Genomic DNA, 17,422 nt, shown 5'->3' with positions numbered 1-17,422 from the left:
GATATGAATAGCTATCGTGTTGTTCGTCAGCCTAAAAAGCGACGGATACGGAGAAACGGAATAATCTGGCGTTCGAGCGGCCAATCGCACATAACCGGCGCATAGTCGATCCCTCGACGTGCGCAGCGTTGGGCCAGCGCCGTCCGCCATGCACTGGCAGCCGATCGGTAAGCCGCCAACGTCTCATCATCAAGATCAACGGTCAATTGCGTTCCGGTCTCGCTATCAACCAGTTCGAGCGACCCGGAGAGATTGGGGTCCAGCTCGGCCCGACTCAACAGATGCAAGATTTGCACCTGCCAGCGCGGTGTAGGTAAGTGCTGAGCCAAGACCTCAACCGGCATCGGTGTCAATAAATCGGAGATCAGGAGAACCAACCCACCGTGCGGATTCCGACGCGCTGTTTGTCGTGCGATCTGGGCAACGTCGATAGACGGTGCCGGCGAAAGGGCTTGTAAGCTACGAAACATCACTGTCGACAGCGTCTTCCCACGCACCGGCCCAAATATCGGGTGCTCCTGATCGCCGGCGAACACCGAAACTTGATCGCCGTGGGCAAGGGCCACATACCCTATTGCGCCGGCTAATTGCAATGCCAGGCGGAACCGTTGCGGATCACCGGTTGCCATACTACGCGACGTATCAACGATCACGCTGACGGTGACATCTTGCTCAACTTCACCCAGTCGCACCAACAAATGTTCTTGGCGCGCATACGCATGCCAATCGAGGTAACGGGGATCGTCGCCGGCCACATACGGGCGGTGATCGGTAAACACCGTCGCCGGCATCTGCCGTCGGCTCGGATGGTGACCAACAATCGGCGTACCGCGCAAGGTGCGTTGCGCTTGTACGCTCAACTGCTCAAGCCGGCGCAAAAATGCCTCAGTGAATAACGGCGGTTCGGTCGGTGTTGTTTTACGGCGAAAAATAGTCGCGAACCACATCGCGCACATCCGTAGGTATCCGAAGCGGATCGTCGGCAGTTTGCACGATACCACCACCGGTGGTGCTACTCGACCGGATCGGCAACCGACCCGACTGTGTACCGGTTGGTGGACGGTTGGTATCACCAGTTGTCGAGATTTGACCGGAGCCGTTGGTTGACAACTCTAACGGCGTACCATCAAGGCCAAGCGGTGTAAACGGTTGTTCACGACGCTGACTACCGGGACTATTCCCTGCTCCGCCACCTGAACCTTCGGCAGCCATTTGGGTTTGGGTGGGTATTTGTTCAAGCGCATCGGCGAGAGCCTCAAGGCCGACGGCGCCCGCCGTCGTATCACCGAATTGCAGCGCATCGGCCGTTGCACGCAACTGATCGGCAAGGTCGGGGAGCGATTGATCGACCACACGCGCCGCTTCTCGCAACGTCTCACCTAACGAATCACGGGCTGCCGGCGATACATTACCTACCTGATCGGCTAATTCGCGAAGTGCCTCGGCGGCGCCGGCAATATCACCCCGATCCAGCGCCTCTGCTGCTGGACGAGTCATACTCTGATCGCGTAACGCATCGGCTAGCGCCGATAATGCACGCGGATCGCCACTGCTCACCGATCTGGCTTCATTTCCCGTTGGCGATGAAGGATCGGGCCGTGGTGGTTGAGCCACCGGATCGGGCCGGTTGAGATCGGGTAATGGTTCGGCAACGCCAACCGATGCGATGGGCGGAGGTACTAAGACCAGCAAGCCGGCGATTACCAACAAGAGGGCACCGAGCATCAGTGTATCCGGCCAGAGGGGTTGACGTTTTTGATCGACATAATATTGAATACGGGTTACCATCTCTTGGGCGTGGTTCTGCAAGTAACCCGCGACCCCCTGTTGTTCACCGCTCCATTCCACCGCCGTACTCAGCATTTCGTGCAGCCGAAAACGACGGTCGAGGCGACGGGCTGCATCAGAGGGTGATAAACGAAAGGTAAGGGTACGGACGCAGCCGAAGAGGACACTGCCAACGACGAGCCAGCCGAGGAACGGACGTGGCAACGTTGGCAAACCAACCACCGGTAAGATGAGACCGAAGCAGACCAAGATCAAACCGGCGCCGGTTGTGCGCACAAGGGTTTCGATGGCATATTGGCGCCATCGTTGATTGCTGAGTGCCCGCAGTTGTTGGAGAAGTTGCCGCTTCATACTGGCAGTGTACCACAATCTGATCGGGTACAATAATGAAACTTAGATGATTCTAGCTCAGTTGGTGAGGAATGTATGAATGATCTCCTCTCGCTGTTGGCGCGTCGGGCCGCCGAGAATCGCCCGTTGCGGGTTGGTTTGATCGGCGCCGGTAAATTTGGGACGATGTTTTTGGCACAGGCGCGTCGGGTTGCCGGATTGCACGTGTTGGGTGTAGCCGACTTGTCCCCGGAGCGGGCGCGGATGGCGTTAGCCCGTGCCGGATGGCCAGAGGCGCAATATGCGGCGCTCTCACTCAGCGATGCACGTGATCGTGGCACAACCTATGTAGGTGATGATGCAGCGGCGCTTATCGCTGCCGATGGTCTTGATGTGGTCGTTGAAGCAACCGGTGTACCGGCAGCGGGTGTGTCGCACTGTCTGCTGGCTATCGAGCACGGGCGTCACATTGTGATGGTCAATGTTGAAGCCGATGCACTGGTTGGCCCGCTACTTGCCCGTCGTGCTGCCAAAGCCGGAGTTATCTACTCGTTGGCTTACGGTGATCAACCGGCGCTGATTGCCGAACAGGTCGAGTGGGCGCGCGCCTGTGGTTTTGAAGTCATCTGCGCCGGAAAAGGGACACGTTATTTGCCGCATTACCATCAAAGCACACCGGATACCGTCTGGCAATACTACGGGTTGAGTGCCGAACAGGCTGCAGCCGGTGGTATGAATCCGCAGATGTTCAACTCGTTCCTCGACGGCACCAAATCGGCAATCGAGATGGCCGCAGTGGCGAATGCCTGTCACTTGCGTCCACAGCCTCACGGTCTCAGCTTTCCACCGTGTGGTGTTGATGATTTACCGCACGTGTTGCGTCCACAAACGGCCGGTGGGCAACTCACCCATGCCGGCACCGTCGAAGTGGTCTCGTCACTCGAACGTGACGGGCGCCCGGTGTTTCGCGATCTACGCTGGGGTGTTTACGTCGTATTTGCCGCCCCCAACGACTATGTACGCCGGTGTTTTGCTGAATACGGTCTTGTGACCGATGCCAGTGGCGTCTATAGTGCATTGTATCGGCCCTACCATCTGATCGGTCTCGAATTGCCGATCTCGGTCTTACGTGTAGGGCTGCGACAGGAGCCGACCGGTTACCCACAGGCGTTTCTCGGTGATGTAGTGGCGGTTACCAAACGCGATCTGGCTGAAGGTGAGATGCTCGATGGTGAAGGCGGCTACACGGTGTACGGCAAACTAATGCCGGCGGTGGATTCGGTGGCTGCCGGTGCGTTACCGATAGGCCTCGCGCACGGGCTCCGTACCCTGCGCCCAATCGCTGCCGGAACAATTGTTCGCTGGGAGGATGTGGCTTACGAAACGAACCATCCGGTCGTTCGCTTACGACGTTTGATGGAACGGACGATGACACCAGAGGCAAACCTATGACGATTGCGTTACTCGGCCTTGGTTTAATGGGCCGTCCGATGGCGCGCACGCTGCTCAATGCCGGTTGGTTGGTGGTGGGGTGGAATCGGTCCCCCCTCGATCCGACGTTAACCGCCGGGATTCCGCTGGTATCTTCACTCAGCGAGGCGGCACAGGCCGAGACGATCATCCTGATGGTAAGTGATGCGGCTGCGGTTGACGATGTGCTGACCCAGATCGATCCGTGGCTACACGCCGGCCACCTTGTGATCGATATGGGCAGCTCCGATCCACGTCACTCACAGGCGCATGCAGCAGCGTTCGCGGCACGTGGCATTGGTTGGGTTGATGCACCGGTTTCGGGTGGGCCAGAAGGGGCAGCGCATGGTACGTTGGCAATTATGGTCGGTGGGACTGAAGCCGATGTCTCCCGTGCGTGGCCTATCCTGAATGCCTTGGGACGACCGACCCATGTTGGGCCACCCGGCACCGGTCACACAGCCAAAGTCATCAACCAACTGATCGTCGGGCTGACCATTCAGGCGGTTGCTGAAGCGATGGTATTGGCCGAACGGTATGGTCTTGATCTGGCCGTCCTACGGGCTGCTTTAGCCGGTGGTTTTGCCGATTCGAAAGTGTTGCAGCTCCACGGCGCCCGAATGGCGGCACGGCAATACATTCCCGGCGGTAAAGTCACGACGCAGCTTAAGGATCTGCGTATGGCGGCGGCAATGGCCGCTACTGCCGGCGTTGAGTTGCCACACTTGGCCGATACCATTCGGCGCTACGAGACGTTGGTAGCGCTTGGGTACGGTGATCTCGATCATTCGGCGTTGCACATGTTGTTGGTGGAAGGGGTGAAGTGAACCGAGCAGTGTTTTATCCGCCGACTGTTGCATTGTCGTTGAAGCGGTAGCCAACGTGCGGTTCGGTGATGATGTAGCGCGGGTGTGAGGGATCGGGTTCAAGCTTTACCCGTAAGTGCCGGATCACGCCTTTGACATAAGCGGCACAACGCTACATTTTGGGCAGTAAAGTTACAATACAGCTCAAGGATCTGCGTATGGCATCAGTGTGGTCGCCGCAGTTGGGATCGACTTGCCGCATCTACACAATACTATTGCCTGCGATGCAACCCTTGCTACACGTGGGTATAGTGATCTCGATCATTCGGTACTGCGTTTGTTGCTAGCGGGCAGGATTGATCGTTGGAGGGATGGTATTACGATGGCAAGTGCATTGTCCTTCCACTGCTAGTCTTAAGAAAGCAACTGACAATAGGCGAGGATCGGGGTTTTGACCATGGGTCGTTTTACTCGGTCGAGCGGCATAGGCATAAGCTAATGATACTTCATTCCATCCCGTGTTAACTACTGTGGCTGGAATCAGTATAGTTGCCTTACGTACCTCACAATCTCGCCACCGAAACGATCCGAAATTCTCACCATTCACACGAATTGAAATATGCTGCTTACGATCGGGCACACAGAATGGTGCCGCAGTTAAATGGAGGAAATAATCTTGTGCCGTCTCAGCTATCCATCCGGCTGTAGAATTGTGTCCATCTGCCCACCTCCCCCATGGCTCCCGTCCAAACCATCCTTTATTCGTCATAAGTGGTATAGAGCGTGTATCAGCATGCAACTCTGCTACGCAGATAGGATAGGGCCATGGATTAGGGGTAGGAAGTGGATCAAAACACGTAATTGGTTTGATTACCGGGTTATTTTGTACCATCGTCCACATTTCTTGTGATCGGTCATTGATGATATGCACCAGAATGTAACGTGCTCCATATGATTTGAATATACTTCCCGTTTCAGGATCAGATAAAGCTGTGTGATAATTTGCCATATAATCCCACAACCCGAAAATATGCAATGGCCAGGATGATCCCGAACCTGAAACAGTTGGCTTCTGATGCAAAGTTGTGGCCCATAGGATTTCACCACTTATCCGCAAGGTAGGATACATCAGATCAATAATCCCTTCGCCATCTTGCAAAGACTGTTGTGAAAGCCAAGCGTAGGCAGGATGTGGTTGAAGGGGTACAGGTAAGCTTTGAGTAGGTGAAGGCAGTATCTCGACTAACCAAAGTGCAATTAGACCAATACGGACTGCTTTGGGAAGAGTATCTAATGCAACACCGGCCAACACGGACAATCCCAACATTCCAAAGACTGCATAGCGACAGGCGGTTCTCGCTCCTTCCCAGAATGGAACGATTGCGGTTAAAACAAAGCCTGGAAGTGGCACTCCATTTGCGAATGGTTCTGGAATAGTTTCGGCAAATACATGAGGTTTTAAAGTGTGCCCTATATCCCATAGCCAATAATTGATAGGTCGAAATATTGGAATCTGAACAAATTGTCCATTCCACCGTAGGAATATACCTAGACTTAAGATGATACCTGCGAACGTAAGTATGACAAGACTTCTTCCTCGTAACTGGAACTTGAGTGATATACCATATCCTACTAATCCGAGAACGATTGTCAACAGTCCAAGATTCATGACACCCGATTCATTATACGGTCCCTGATAAAACGCACGGGCCAAATTCCGAATCGGTTCTATCGCGTGCCCAACTGAAGGGACTAAGAGACTGTTCAAACTAGCTCCCCAATAAGCATTATTCTCCGCTCCATAAACATACGTGCGATCTGCGCGGGTACCCACAACATATAGACCAATAATAGGGAGACCTGTCAGAAGTGCAATGCTCCCTACAATCAGAACTTGTCCTAATCTATGAGGACGAAGAAGTTGACGCCCCCAGATCAGTAAGGTGAGCCCACCAATAAATATTCCATACAGGGCAAAGTGAATCATGAAACCCCATAGTAAACCGGCAATTATGAGCCATCGACGTTGTTGCGATGACGATGCATCCTTGGCTCTCTCTAAACTCCAAGCTAACCATGGCAACAAAGCTGAGATCCATGCTATATTCAAATGACCCATAATAAAAGACCAGCTTGTCTGCCAAAAAGTGAATGCCAAAGCTACGAATATCGCTGTGTATTGAGATACAAATAGTTTTGAAAAGCGCATCATGCCGCTGAAAGTAACAAGAAGGGCAGCAATAGCAACAATGTTATAAGCAAAACCAAGACCACCGATAAAATAGAAAGGTAATGATACTAAAAACAAGGTAGGTGTATAAGCTAGTGTTGCCGTATGCCACCCAAGCGGATGAAATACTAGTAGTGTAAAAAGAGGAGAGACGTGTGAAACGAATAGCGACTGATAGTACCACTGAATTCCCCAAACAACCTCTAGTACATCACCATACGCAGGGAGATTTGTAAAAAGGTTTTCAACCCGCCAGCCCCAACCAAAGAAAATTCCAAAAACCATCCATGGTATTAGCTTGAAAACAAGAGGATGACGAAATATTTGAAGTTTCATAGACTTAGCAACCTCCCAAGAATTTATATGTCTATCGACTACTCAAGAGCGTGTTACAAACTTTTCAGAAGTGGTGAGGCTCCAGCAAGCAGCGAGCATCAAAAAAGGGTAATAGGGATCTTTAGCAGCCCTTTACTGGTATAAACCAAATGTTACCTCTGCTCTAGACCATCTCTTTCGTCTCCATCTGTTCTGCTATTGGCTAGTTGTCACAACTGTGTTATCTTTATATCATACTTTTCGTTCCTACCCTAAGCACAATAGTACGTACTGGTTGTGTACATTATATACACATCCATGCCATCGGCTTTGGTCGAGTTTTGGGTCTGACGGTAGCTTCCTGATCGGATAAGAACTTCGCGCGACAGAATACGCTAAAGTACACCTGTCCAACGCAGAACATTGAAGATCACTCGGAGCTACTTCTCGCGCTAACAGCATCAAAGGTAAGTAGGGCCTCACAAATATTTCTGCTTTGCCCACTCTATCATCTCTCTCCAGCTCTTGATCGTCCTGTCAACAGCTCATGCAACAATTCCTCTTCCGGCAGCGGTGATTGCAGGAGTGTAGTGAGGAGGTGCTCATCGTCTTCGACTGCCGGTGATGGTATTCGCTGTCGAACCGGCCAAAACTGCAAACCAAGCCCGCCAGCAAGCAGGATAAAACCAATCACAAACCAGAATTGGGTATTGAACGGGATGGTGGTTGCCGTGCGTGGTAGGCGATTGGGTTGCCGATCGATGGTGGCGGCAGGTGTATCTGCAACACCGGTATACGGCAGTTTGGGTGGGATGACCTCTGGTAATGCCGGTACAACTGCTACCGGCTCGCTTATCGGTTCGGTTGTAGGAGCCTCGATCGTTATCGGAGCTGATGATTCGTTGGGTGCCGGACTGGTAAAGAAGAGATGGGCCACCACGGTATCACCGGGGCCGACCGCAATGGTGAGTGGTGGTTGACCAGGTGACCCCTGCTCGTCGCGTAATTGGAGGGTGACGGTGTAATACCCCGACTCAACCCAGCGATCATAGTTGCCATTGGTATCGCTGTAGACTACGGCATCTCCGATCTGTACGGCGATATTGGGTGTTGGAGCATGGGTGCGCAGATCGATAATGGTTCCGGTGATCCGTCCCATCGGTACCGGTGTTGGTTCGCTATACGGGATCACCGTTACCGGCGGAATCGTGGGCCGTGGTGATGGTTGTAAGGCTGGTGCGGCGGTTGAAGACGCCGGCAGCGGCAAAAGGGTGAAACCGATCATCATCGCCACAATCCCACAAATTATCATGCTGTAACTAATCATACGACGTTGCATACGCAACTCCTTGTTGGGTACAAGAAATGATGGCTATCGCTGCCGGCGTACAACTATGATAGCAGGGTTGCAAGCCAATTGGTATTCCTATAGTGTCCAATCTGTGGAATGCCTAGCACCACAGATTGGACACTGCTGACCGAACCTTTCCGCTGCAACCGAAGTTTATTCCGAGACCATAATCATAATTTCTGCACGGTTATTGGTCTCGTTGACCTCTTCGATGGCTCCAAACGGACTGACCACATCGCCGGTAATACTGCGGTTCCAACTATCGACGTAGACGTAGATGGTATTTCGTCCCGGAGGCAGGCGTCCATTCCACGTTGACGAACTGGTGGCCGGATCGTACCCAAGTGGGTTCGTTGTACTGCGCGGCAGACTGATCAGGGTGACACTTTCACCGGGCTGGAGGGTGCCGTCGAAGAACCACGCCAACCCTTGGCGCGAGAGATCATTCCAGCGTTCGTTGACGTTCGGTGGTCGCGATGGATTGACATAAAGATCGACCCAGAAATTACTGGCTGGTTCGCGTCCGATGTTCGTCACTGTGACGCGGTATGTGACCGGTGTATTCTTGTTTGGACTGGTTGGGGTCGCTTGCACGGTGACAATCAGGTCTGGCGGTATCTGAACGATGGTCATCGGTAAATAGACCAGTACCCGTTTGTAATACCCCATATCGACGACAGCTTGCTGACCGGCGGTCAGCGTAAATGTCACTACAGGACCATCGCTGTCGGTTGCGTCATCCCCGATATTCGGTTGAGCCGGTACATACCCGTTCCGGTCGGTGAAGGTAACGGTGACCTGACCCGGTGGCAGACCGGTGACACTGTATGCTCCGCTGGTATCAGTTGTCGTCTGCACCGTTTGCGCATAAGCGGTCAGTAAGGTTGGTGTATACGTAACCGTCACTTGTACACCGGCGAGCCGCTCGGTTTCTGTCAGATCACGTTGGTTGTTCTCATTCGTGTCGAACCACGCAATACCGCTTACCCCACCGGTACCGCGGAGGCCGGCATCGATACTGCCTAAGGCTTGTCCGCTTAGGATGGTGAAATTGGCGGTTGTGCCATCGGTACGGAAGTCGTTGTCATCATCGACGGTGATAGAACCACTGCCATTGTTGGTCGTAGTATACCCGGCCGGCAGGGTGATCTGGAGCGAATAGGTGCCCGGTGTCACATTGTTAAAGGCATAGCTGCCATCACCAAGGGTTGTGGTCGTCGTGATTGTAGACCCACTACTGTTGCGGAGGGCAACGGTTATGCCGCCGACCCCCGGCTCACCGGTGTCACGCAGCCCGTTGCCGTTTGCATCAAACCAAACCAGATTGCCAATTGCAGTAGTTCGGTAGAGGCCAAAGTCAATCGTGGGGTTATTGGTCGTGAGCGTAATGCTCTCACCAACCGCATTGCTATCGATAGACGAGTTACTGCCTTGATTCGCCGGTGACAGCACGTAACCGAACCGGCTCACCGATTGGATTGTGACCGTGCTACCTGGTGGGATGTTACCAATCGTATAGTTTGGTGCGAGGCCGGTGCCCGTTGTTGAGGTGGTGCTGAACGTAAATGACGGATTCGTGGCGTTGATCACGTTGCCGGTAGTCGCTACGTTTACCGTGATCACCACCCCGTCAAGCGCCTGCTCACCACTTTCTTGAATACCATTCGCGTTCGCATCCTCCCACACTAGATCACCGATTGATAAGGTACCGATCATCCCGGCATCGATATACGTCAGGTTGGCACCTGAGGTGATCGAGAAAGCGACCGTACACCCGGTTGTAAGGTTGGCATCGCTATTGTTATCGGTGGTTAATGTGTCGCCAAGGCTGGTAAAGGTGAAGCCGGCAGGTAATGCGAAGCAGAGCTGGTAAGACGTGTTAGTGAGACCGGTCGGCTCGATGTTGGTTATCGTGAACGAACCGTTGCCATCAGTAGTGACCGGTGGGCGAGGACCACTGCTGTTACCGTTCAAGGTAACATTGATGTTCTCCATACCCGGCTCACCACTGTCAAACAGGCCGTTGCTGTTAACATCGAACCACACAGTGCCGCTAATCTGAGCCGGCCGATAATACCCGAACGGGACTGGATCGGGGGTTTGACCGCTCAGTACTAGACCGGTGCTAGCCGTACCGCTATTGCCCGGTGAGCGAATATACCCGGTCGGATCGGTCGGCACGGTAAAGGTGTACGTTCCGGGCGGGCCGCTGAAGGTAACAATCCCAGACAGATCGGTGAGCTGTGAACTGGAAACCGGCCCGCTGATGTTAACCAGCACTGCTCGTAAACCGTTTTCACCGCTCTCAAATGTGTTGTTGATCGTCACCGTCTCGTTAAAGACTCGTGCTTGCACGATCACTGCTTGGTAGTAGCCCTGATCGCGGCTCTCGGTTGTACCGACGCCGAGTGCTTGGCTACTCAATTCGGTGGCGCCATCGCTATCGGTGGCATTATCGCCTATATCGGCCTGTGTGACCTGATAGGGTGGTGTTACCGACGGTGGAGTGAAGGTAAGACTAAAGCTTGCTTCGCTCGTTGAGGTACCACCTGGCAATCCGGTGAAGCTAAAGTTCCCGTTGCTATCGCTACTTGTCGTGCGTGTAATTGTTGTATTCAAGTTAGGTAGATTGATCGTTGCGGTGAGCGTTACGGTCACACCGGCTAATCCCGGGTCGCTCACACGCTGCCCGTCGTAGGCTTGATCAACGAACGTCACACCGTTCACGGTACTCCGCCCGATGATGGCTGCATTGCGGGTCGTCGTTTGTCCATCGATGACGGTGAAGGTATTGGTGCGACCATTGTTACTCGCAATTGCAGCCACGTTATTATCGCCCGTGTTGGCGGCAACGAAGCTGAAGTTGGAAGCGGCAGGATTAACAAACTCGAGCCGGTAGGTACCGCCCTCAACATCGGTGATGGTGAAATTTCCGTTGCTATCGGTTGTCGCCGTCTTTCCACTAATCGGGTTCCCGCCGGCATCCAACAACTGTACCGTGACGCCGCTTACACCCGGTTCACCGGTCGCCAAATTGTCGGCCGGGCCGGTTGTCCCGTCAAAGAAGACCCGTCCGCTGACGGTGCCGAAGGTAAAGAACCCGAAGACATGGGTTGTCCCCGGCGGGCTAGTCTCAGTCAGTGAGCTACCACCACTACTCAGCGGACTACCAACAACCGGTATCGCCGCAGTTGAGCCGGACGACGGCTGCAAACCGCTCAGGGCTGACGAGGTTTCGTCAACGTTGAGCTGATACGAGCCGGGGCGGACGGTGAAGGTCACCAGGCCACCGGTTGTTGTCGTGGCGGTCTGCACGCGAGTACTATCGAGTCGTTCGAGCCAGACTCGCACGCCGGTAATGCCATTTTCACCGCTATCCCACTGATTATTCCGTCCGGTCGACGGTTCACGGAAGACACGGGCGGTGATGGTCACATTGCGGAAATAACCTTGATCGAAGTCAAGAGTACCACCGGGTGCCGGCCCGGTTACGGTGACGGTCGGGCCGTCGCTATCAATCGCATCGTCACCACCGACATTGGCATCGCTGGCGATGTAACCACTGGTTGGTGGGGTAAAGGTGATGGTATAGGTAATAGTGCCGATAGTACCGCCGGGCAATTCGGTGAATTGATAGTTAGGCGGCGCGGTAGTAATCGTTGCCGGGAATGTAGCAACGAGATTCGGTAAGTTGGCTGTTACCGTTAAGGCTACTGTTGCGCCGGTTAAATTGGTATCGCCGGTATCTTGTAAATTATCACCGTTATTATCCTCGAAGATCCGCCCGCTGACCGTTGTTTGACCGCGGAATCCGGCGTTAATATTGGTCAGTGAGCCGTTGTAAGGTGCCGTAAGCGTTGCAGTGCTGCTGTTAGACACCGCGCCCGGTGTTGTAACAGAACTATCGCCACCGGTAATGAAGACGTAGTTGCCGGTATCAGGGTTGGTGAAGCGTACTGTATAGTTGCCGGGCAACAGATTAGTGAAACTGTACGTGCCGGATGGTGAAGTGGTAGTAGTAGCAACCACGCTGCTTGACGAATCGAGTAATTCGACCGTGACATTGCGCATACGCGGCTCGCCACTGTCGGCAGTACTATTCTGGTTAGCATCGAAAAAGGTCACGCCGCTGATTTGACCCGGTCGGTAGTAGCCGAAATCGGCATTGACAACATCTTGGCTAAGCAGGTTCGAAAAGCTGAGGCTGCCGCTGTTGCTAGGCGATGGTAGATAGCCGCTTGGGGTCGGTACAGTAACGGTGTACGATCCGGGGGGAAGTTCAAAGATCGCATCACCACTCACGTTATTAGTCGTGAGAGACGTCGTCTCACTGGTAGCTGTGTTAGTGACGGTCACCGCTACGCCACCGATACCGGGTTCACCAGTCTCAAGTGTGTTATTAATGTTTACCGTTTCTCCGAAAAGCCGTACCACGATCTTTGCCGGACGGTAAAAGCCGGCGTCAATTCCGTTATAAATAACACCCGGATTAGGGAGCGTAAACGTAGCGGTACGCCAAATACTGCCGCTGACATTCGTGCTCAAATCGCTATAGTTGGTATATGTTGATTCAGATGGGTCAATAATAGTACCCGACGGAGCGATACTACCCACAAAACCAATGTATCCAGCCCCCGCGGTTGAGATGTCGAACGTGACATAGATTTCTTCGGCAGGTAAGCCGGGAATAGCATAGATGCCGCTACTATCGGTTGTCGCGGTACCAAGCAAGACATCATCACTAGCGCGGTAAGCATTTACTGTTACATTGGGAATGGCCGGTTCACCGGGGTCATAGATGCCGTCGCCGTTGCGATCCTCAAAGACGCGGTTCCCGATGGTCGCCCGCGTGAGACCAAAATCGACATTCGTATCTTCTGGAGATGAGGTGTTTAGAGTGCTTGAATCACGGTATACATAGGTATTCCCGTTGCCGTTCGTACCCTGTGTACCGGTTGAGCTACCTAGCCCGACCAGCGCACCACCTGGTAAGAAATTATTCTCATCGAGGACAATTCGGTAGCTCACTCCTAATGGCAGATCATCGAACGAGTAGTACCCAGGTTGGCCGCTGTTGGGATTATTCGTGGTGACGGTAGTGATCTCACCTCCATCACGAATACCGTTATTCGCGGTTCCACCGCCGCGACCGTCATCAACAAAGACGATGACACCATTGACACCGATTTCACCGCTATTCGGTGAACTATCCCCGTTATCGTCGAGCCAAACGTAATCACCGACGACACCTTTGTAGAAGCCGAAGAGCTGGTCGTTGCGCGTATTACTGCCTGAGGTGAGAGAAAATAAGGGACCGGTTACATCACCACTCGGTATACCGTCCGGTGACCCAACATCGCCGCCGGTCGCATTGGTTGAATTGGCCGCGCCGAACAAGCTTGCACCAACGGTAAATTGGCTGTTGGGAATAACCACCTGATAGGTTGCACCCAATGGCACGGCGGGAAAGACAAAGATACCACCGTCGGCCGGTTCGGTTGAGCCGATACGTTGGCGAGTGGTAGTTGTCGCAATCGTCGCACTTGTGGTGGTATTCACCAACTGCACGGTTACCCCATTGATCCGTGGCTCACCCACATCCCACAGGCCATTCCGATTACTATCGCGCCAGACAAAGCCACGTACCGCACCTTGGGCAAAGCCAATATCAATGCTATCAACATTCACACCGCGGCCGGTATTCGGTAATGTTGCTTCGACGTTCCCGCCTACCAAGACGGCCTCCGAGTCACGGATACCGGGGTTAGGGGCGCCATCGTTGACAAAGGCTTGTGTCAAGATATAACCGCTGGGAACATTGGCTGCGAGAATCCGCAATCGGTACCCGGCACCGGTTGGGGCGGTGTTGAAAATAGCCCGGCCTTGGCTATCGGTGTTCACCGGGCCGGCCACCAGGTTGCCGAGACTATCGATTAACTGAACCGGGATACCGCTCAGTCCCGGTTCACCCGCATCTTGGACACCGTCGGCGTCGCGATCATCCCACACCCGCGCCACGATACTGCGGGTCCCGATCGGCGCATTATTATCGGTTGGTGTAGCCGGACGCAGACCGACCCGTTGGGTGACTGCACTACCGGCGATAGTGACAAACGAGAGTAAGCCAGCGTTACCGGCACCCGGTACCGAAACGACACGAGCACCGAGATTGCTAACCTCGATCCGATATTCACCATCGGGTAGTGCCGGAAACACCACGTCGCCGTTGCTGTCGGTTGTATTCAATCCAACCAGCACACTATCGGCGGTATAGACCGATACGAGTACACCGGCGATGCCATTGCCCGGCCCATCATCGTCCAGACCGTTACGATTGGTATCGGTGTAGACATGTACGGTCAGTGTACCGGCGGCAAATGCAGTTATGGCTGCGCCGAAGAGAATACTCACCAAAAGGATGGTCACGATGAGCGAGATAATGACCCGGTTTTTTCGGTATGGGTGTGGAATGATTACTGACGACTGTTGTGACATAATGTTCCCTTTGCCGAACAACAAGTGCAATCTATAATTTGGTATCGTAGTACAACAATTCTATCATATTGGTATCAGATTACCGCGACAATAAGCATTTGCTCCCATCAGCCGTTAGTACTAGGTTGATGCAGTGATGTTTCCGATCAGCGAACGTTGTAAGGCGATCATGCGTTCTGTATACACGGTGACGATCTCAACCACCTCAGCCGGCAGTAGTTCACGGATCACTGCATCGTAGATTTCGAGGCGGTGTAGCACGTGTTCAGGCATAACCCCATCGTAGAGCTGGCGTTCGTTTCCCCAGCGTATCTGTTCGTCGAGCAGTTCCGGTTGACCGGGAGCGAGGGCTGCTTCCAGGGTGCGCGTGACAAACTCGTATCCGGCTGCAATAATCGTAGGGGCTTGCGCACCAAGAGACTGTGTCTCATCATGCTGTTGCAGGGCGAGCGTCGTTGCGCGGTCGATGATCTGACGACGGAGGGCTTGTACGGCATGCAGTGCAGCATTACTGTGAGGTGTGGATGGTACGCGGATTGGAACAGGAAACGCATGATTAGCCGCAGCAACTGCAGCAGCAGCGTTGGGCGCACTGAGGTGGATGTTGAGAGCACGGTGTAAGCCGGGTTGACGGACAAACGGCAATCCACCCACCATTAGTGGAATACCATCAAGATCGGCGGCGTGCAATGCTCGCACCAGATGGGTGACGTGTGGCAGATGAAACACCATTGCCGCTGAGACCCCGACGAGATCGGGTTGAGCGATCTTGATCGCATCGACGAACGCCGGTATCGGTACGGCAGCGCCGAGATAGATGACTTCCCAACCTTCAGCTTCAAAAAAATCGGCCACCATGCGGATACCGACACGGTGCCATTCATCAGGTGCACAGCCGAGCACGATTCGCCGCTGACGCCGCATGCGGGGCCGAAAATAGGGATGTAGTTCACCCATCTGTCGTTCGATGATTGCCGTAGCGAGGTGCTCTTGTGCAATGCTGATCCGATTTACTTGCCAGAGTCGACCGATCTCATAGGCAGTGGGCTGGAAAATATCGAGGTAAATGTGCGGCGCGTTGATCCCTTGGGCCAGTGCCTGTTCGACCACACGATCAGCATCCCGTCCGCTGCCGTGCAGCATTGCCGCGAGATAGCGACGCTGGAACTCGCCGGGCATGGAAATTGTCATTGCGGTTATCCTTGATGAAATGATGAACACGGCACGGAATGCGATATCTGGGAATAGTGTATCTGCATCATGGACTGAAAACAAGTTGCAACGTGTCAACGAACAAGAGGGTGAATATCGTAACACGTTTACCTTGTTACCACGATCGGTTGCCGTAATGCATCGGCCAGTGCATCACCTCGTTGGAGACGATACACATCGATATGTAGGGCAATAAGGTGGTTGAGGAGAGGCGCCGGATCGTAACGGCCACCGTAACTCTGCGGATCGATGAAGATAACAACGGCGTGTGTGCCGCGGTAGAGATGGTGTTGCAGTGCTGCCAGCCAACGGGGATCGAGATCAGAAGTGATGATGATCAGTGTTGTGTCGCGTCCAAAGCGCTGTCCTTCAGCGATGAGGAGTTCGGCAAGGGTGTGTTGCCCGGTCGCACGTAAGACGGCCAGTAGTTCGAGCATCTTCCATAATTGACGTTCCTCACGCTCGGCGGGGATGACTTCCAGCCGTTCGCCCCACGCTAAAAGCCCAACGATTCGGTCTTGGTTGAGCAGCGTGCGCGCGAGCGATGCCGCTACCGTGACGGCTTGTTCTTCAGTTGAGATGGGAGAGACGTGACGGTGGATTGTCGGTTGGCGCTGCCACCACGGTACACCGGCCCGTTCATGAGCGAGCAGCGTCGGTGCGTCGATCCGCGTGACTGCCTGTTCATTGAGGTCGAGAATGAGATAGATGTCTGCCGCCGGATCAAGCTCGAATTCTTTGACCATGAGACGGTTGTAACGAGCCGTGCTGCGCCAGTGAATGCGGTTGAAGCCATCGCCGGGTTGGTAATCGCGGATGGTGGCAACGTTGGGGGTAACACTGTGGACACGCACCAAATTGCTCGCACCGCCGGACCGTTCGGCAGAGGGGAGGCGGAATGTAGCGATGATTTCAGAGGCGGGGTAGACGATAAGTTCACCACTACCGGGGATCAGGCGTGAGAAGCGGAAGAGGCCAAACGGATCGCTACTGATAACGCGGGTTGGACCGAGGCGAAATCGGCCACGTTGGGTACAGAGCGTGCGGGTTGTCCAACGGGTTGATTCGCGGCCTGCCAAGTAGGTTACGAAACCGGACTCGTGCTGCGGCAGATCAGACTCATCGTGGAGTTCGATCCACAGTTTGGGTAACCACCATCGGTTATGAATGGTAATCCGTTCGCGGATATATTCACCAACGCTGGCCCGCAAGGAGGTATGGGCGCGCTCGATGCGCAGACCACGTAAGTTAAGCCACGTCCAGATCAGCGCCACGAGGGGCAGCCCGGCCAGAATATAGCTGAGATGAAAAAAGAGACGCTGACCGGTTGTTTGGGCAGCGAGGTAACTTGTACCGGCAAGCAGTAAGATAAAGATCGGTCGGGTTGTATTCATAGAGGGTCAGCTCGGGCAGACAGCTCTGTCG

9 protein-coding genes and 1 pseudogene are annotated in these 17,422 nt (G+C 54.0%); 2 read left to right on the top strand and 8 right to left on the bottom strand.

The window, feature by feature from the left end; translation table 11 throughout:
• Positions 1–26: 26 nt before the first annotated feature.
• Both ACP5OT_RS06220 and ACP5OT_RS06215 read right to left on the bottom strand, forming a co-directional pair.
• The gene (locus ACP5OT_RS06220; RefSeq protein WP_424675086.1) at positions 27–947 is read right to left on the bottom strand and encodes a DUF58 domain-containing protein; all 921 of its coding nucleotides are present in this window, start codon (positions 945–947) and stop codon (positions 27–29) included.
• The gene (locus tag ACP5OT_RS06215) at positions 919–2,139 is read right to left on the bottom strand and encodes a hypothetical protein (RefSeq protein ID WP_428112438.1); all 1,221 of its coding nucleotides are present in this window, start codon (positions 2,137–2,139) and stop codon (positions 919–921) included. The genes ACP5OT_RS06220 and ACP5OT_RS06215 overlap by 29 nt, the downstream gene beginning before the upstream one ends.
• A gap of 75 nt (positions 2,140–2,214) precedes the next feature.
• Between ACP5OT_RS06215 and ACP5OT_RS06210 the strand changes: the two genes are divergently transcribed.
• A complete protein-coding gene (locus ACP5OT_RS06210) occupies positions 2,215–3,570 on the top strand; it encodes an NAD(P)H-dependent oxidoreductase (protein ID WP_424675088.1) in 1,356 nt (451 codons plus the stop codon).
• Complete coding sequence (locus ACP5OT_RS06205) at positions 3,567–4,415, top strand: NAD(P)-dependent oxidoreductase (protein WP_424675089.1); 849 nt, start codon at positions 3,567–3,569, stop codon at positions 4,413–4,415. Before ACP5OT_RS06210 ends, ACP5OT_RS06205 begins: the two co-directional genes overlap by 4 nt.
• 13 nt (positions 4,416–4,428) lie before the next feature.
• Here the strand turns inward: ACP5OT_RS06205 and ACP5OT_RS06200 are convergent.
• The 6 genes and pseudogenes from ACP5OT_RS06200 to ACP5OT_RS06175 all read right to left on the bottom strand — a co-directional run.
• Positions 4,429–4,554 (bottom strand): annotated as a pseudogene (locus tag ACP5OT_RS06200) (winged helix-turn-helix domain-containing protein); the annotation flags it as partial.
• A 183-nt stretch (positions 4,555–4,737) separates the two neighbouring features.
• A complete protein-coding gene (locus ACP5OT_RS06195; protein WP_424675090.1) occupies positions 4,738–6,960 on the bottom strand; it encodes a hypothetical protein in 2,223 nt (740 codons plus the stop codon).
• A 487-nt stretch (positions 6,961–7,447) separates the two neighbouring features.
• On the bottom strand, positions 7,448–8,278 hold the full coding sequence (locus ACP5OT_RS06190; RefSeq protein ID WP_424675091.1) for a hypothetical protein: 831 nt from the start codon (positions 8,276–8,278) through the stop codon (positions 7,448–7,450).
• 165 nt (positions 8,279–8,443) lie between these two features.
• Positions 8,444–14,785, bottom strand: coding sequence for an SdrD B-like domain-containing protein (locus tag ACP5OT_RS06185; protein ID WP_428131654.1), 6,342 nt, complete (start codon positions 14,783–14,785; stop codon positions 8,444–8,446).
• 120 nt (positions 14,786–14,905) lie between these two features.
• Positions 14,906–15,976 (bottom strand): cobalamin B12-binding domain-containing protein, encoded by a 1,071-nt coding sequence (locus tag ACP5OT_RS06180; protein WP_428131652.1) that lies wholly within the window; start codon positions 15,974–15,976, stop codon positions 14,906–14,908.
• Positions 15,977–16,104: 128 nt separating this feature from the next.
• Complete coding sequence (locus ACP5OT_RS06175) at positions 16,105–17,391, bottom strand: DUF58 domain-containing protein (protein WP_428112445.1); 1,287 nt, start codon at positions 17,389–17,391, stop codon at positions 16,105–16,107.
• Between the last annotated feature and the right edge of the window lie 31 nt (positions 17,392–17,422).

It is taken from the genome of Chloroflexus sp. (genome assembly GCF_049970315.1).
Taxonomy (GTDB): Bacteria; Chloroflexota; Chloroflexia; order Chloroflexales; family Chloroflexaceae; genus Chloroflexus.
The sequence above is the reverse complement of the archived record's forward strand: the minus strand, read 5'-3'. Positions and strand labels throughout refer to the sequence as shown.